A 2,852-nucleotide genomic window follows, 5' to 3' on the forward strand; every position below is an offset into this window, starting at 1 on the left:
ACAGCCGCTGTAGGCACACCTGTGCCCAGCCTGGCCCCTGCAGTGGCAGGCAGCAGCCTCCTGGGGCTGCTTGGCTCAAGCGCCTGTGAATTCAGCACCACACGCTCTGGGGTGGCCCCTGGCTCCCATATCGAGCGCACCGCTTGCCGGGCCGTAAGCCTGGCCAACACCCGGCGCCTGCCTCCGCAACGGGCGCAGGCGAAAATGTCCAACGCGAAACTCCGGCGCAGCAGTCCGGCCCAGTCCAGGGGGGGCATGCGCCTCTTGTGCAGCTCCTCTCGCCCTGGGGCCAACGACGGGTTCCCCTCCTGCGGCCCCGCCTCCTCCCCGCCGGCAGGGACCAGAAATCGCCGCAGTTTGGCGCCTGGAGCAAAGACGCCGTGGAACCTCGTGAGGTTTGTCCGACCCGCCGCTGCAATGCGAAACCGCGCGCAGGAAGAGAGTGAGGACGTCCGAGAGCAGTCCCGCCTCCTTCAGCAGTACCCACCGCACCCGATGCGGAAAGGACAGCGTCCACTGCCGATAGGGCACGCGCGGCAGCACGCGCTCCACCAGGTGCACTGCCGTTACATGCGCTCGCTTCGCGTTGCAGGAGGGGCACACCCCTCGTCCCTTGCACGAGAAGGCAACGAGCAACTCGTCCTTGCAACTCTCGCAGCGCACCCGCGCGAAGCCATGCGCCAGCACTCCGCACTCCAGGTACCGGGCGAAGTCCCGCTCCAGTGGGAGGAGTTCACGCCTCCAGAGCAGGACTGGAGATAGATTCCCAGGATCATGCTCGAGCTGCGCGTCTGCATCGACGTCGATGATCTGGAAAGAGGGATTGCCTTCTACACCCAGGTGCTGGGGCTGAAGGTCGGGCGCCGGTTCGGGGACAAGGGCGCGGAGCTGCTCGGCGCCTCGGCAGCGATCGACATCCTCGCCAAGCCCGCCGCAAGCCAGCCCAGCCCAAGCGCCTCCTCCCTCCGGGACTACCGCCGCCACTGGACGCCCATCCACCTGGACTTCGTCGTCACCGATGTGGAGGCCGCGGTGGAACGGGCCCAGTCCCACGGGGCCACGCTGGAGAAGGCCATCCAGGAGCTCGAGTGGGGCCGCATGGCCCTCATGGCCGACCCCTTCGGCCATGGCTTCTGCCTCCTCCAGTTCAAGGGCCGGGGCTACGACGAGCTCGCCGGGAGCTGAGCCCCTTCAGCCAGGAGCGGGCGCAGTCCCCGGGGAAGCGGCCGCGGAGGCCAGCGCCGCGAGCTCGTCCCGAAACGTGCTCACCAGCCGATGCGGATCCGGCACCAGCCCCGCATCCACGGAGACTCCCACCGTCACCTGCCCCGCGTAGCTGAAGATGCTCACGCCCAGGCCCACCTTGCCCGACTGCGGCACCCAGAACATCAACCCCGCCAGCTTCGTGCCCGCCAGGAATACCGGATGCCGCGGCCCGGGGACATTGGTCATGATGAGCGAGGCCTTCGCAGCCAGCACGTCCACCATCGCCCGCTCCACCGCCACCGGCACCAGTCCCGCCATCCCCAACATCCCGAACGTCAACGCCGCCTCCGGCGAGCGCTTCAGCACGTCCATGCGCTGCTTGAGCGCCCGGAGCCGCCGCCGCGGATCCTCCTCCTTCACCGGCAGGTCCAGGAACACCAGCCCGAAGCGGTTGCCCAGCTCGCGGGGAATGGGCTCATCCAGCGGCCGCAGGTTCACCGGAACCATGGCGCGCAGATCCTCCACCGGTCCCCCCCGCTCCTCCAGGTAGCGGCGCAGCGCCCCCGTGAGCGCCGCGAGCAGCACGTCATTGATCGTGCTCTCCATGGCGCGGCCCAAGGCCTTCACCTCCTCGAGGGGGATGGGCTCCGACCACGCGGCGCGCTTCGCCGTCCCCAGCTCCCCCCGGAGCACCGTGGCAGGGTCCGAGGACAGCAGCGCCAGGCGCTTCACCGCGGCCGCCCCTCGAGAGCCCTCGCGCACGAGGTCTCCCAGCTGGATGGGCTCGGCGAGCAGCTCCGCGCCACGCTTGAGCGCCGCGCGAGTGCCCGAGGCCACCGCGCGCACCCCTCGCAGCATCTTCCTCCACCCCGGCGTCGGCGGCTCCTCCCGAGGCGAGGGCTCCGGCGTGAAGTGCTCCTCCGTGCTCTCGTCCATGAGTGACAGGAGGACTCGCGCCAGGGAGATCCCATCCGCGAGCGTGTGATGGATGCGGACCAGCACCGCGCCCCCTCGCCCGAAGCCGTCCACCAGGTGGAACTGCCAGAGCGGGCGCGAGCGCTCCAGGGGAACGCTCATCCACTGGCTCACGAGCTGCTCCAGGGCGTCACGGTCTCCCGGCGGTGGCACCACGGCGTGGCCCAGGTGCGCCTCCAGCTCGAACGCCGGGTCCTCCTCCCAGTACGGCGCTACGAGCAGCCCCCCAGTCCCCACCAGCCGCTGCCGGAAGCGGGGGAAGCGCTCCACCAGCCGCTCTCGCACCACCGCCTTCAGCCGCTCCCAGTCTAGGGGCTCGTCGAACCAGAGCACCGCGGTGATCATCATCAGATTGGTGGGCTCCTCCATCCGGAGCCACGCCGCATCGACGCTCGCCAGTCGTTCCATCGTCACGCCCTGTCCTAGCGCAACGCGAGGAGCGCTGCCCCTACTCCTTGGCACGCGCCTTCGTGTCCCCCACCTCCGCACGCTGGAACTGGAAGGTACGCTGGGAGGCATCGTCCACGACGAGGGTGAGCGTGTCCTCCTCCACGCTGAAGGAATAGCGCGGGCCCAGGAACTTCCCCTTCGACAGGCCGATGACGCGGGGCGCTCCGCACACCTTGCCCACCGCCTGCCCGTCCTTCGGCTTCAGCACCACCTTGTCCTCC

The 2,852-nt window shown here is 69.6% G+C and carries 3 protein-coding genes and 1 pseudogene; 1 reads left to right on the forward strand and 3 read right to left on the reverse strand.

The features are described 5' to 3' along the window. Positions 1–75: 75 nt before the first annotated feature. A complete protein-coding gene (locus VD972_RS06085) occupies positions 76–840 on the reverse strand; it encodes a transposase zinc-binding domain-containing protein (RefSeq protein WP_324982126.1) in 765 nt (254 codons plus the stop codon). On the opposite strand from VD972_RS06085, the gene VD972_RS06090 reads away from it, so the two are divergent. Beyond that, positions 775–1,185, forward strand: coding sequence for a VOC family protein (locus tag VD972_RS06090; protein ID WP_324982123.1), 411 nt, complete (start codon positions 775–777; stop codon positions 1,183–1,185). The genes VD972_RS06085 and VD972_RS06090 overlap by 66 nt on opposite strands. 6 nt (positions 1,186–1,191) lie before the next feature. Here the strand turns inward: VD972_RS06090 and VD972_RS06095 are convergent, their stop codons facing one another. Both VD972_RS06095 and VD972_RS06100 read right to left on the reverse strand, forming a co-directional pair. Continuing rightward, entirely contained in the window at positions 1,192–2,589 is a 1,398-nt protein-coding gene (locus tag VD972_RS06095) for a wax ester/triacylglycerol synthase family O-acyltransferase (protein ID WP_324982129.1), read from the reverse strand. 40 nt (positions 2,590–2,629) lie between these two features. Then, positions 2,630–2,852: pseudogene (locus tag VD972_RS06100) on the reverse strand (hypothetical protein); the annotation flags it as partial.

Source organism: Hyalangium sp. (genome assembly GCF_035629615.1).
Lineage (GTDB): Bacteria > Myxococcota > Myxococcia > Myxococcales > Myxococcaceae > Hyalangium.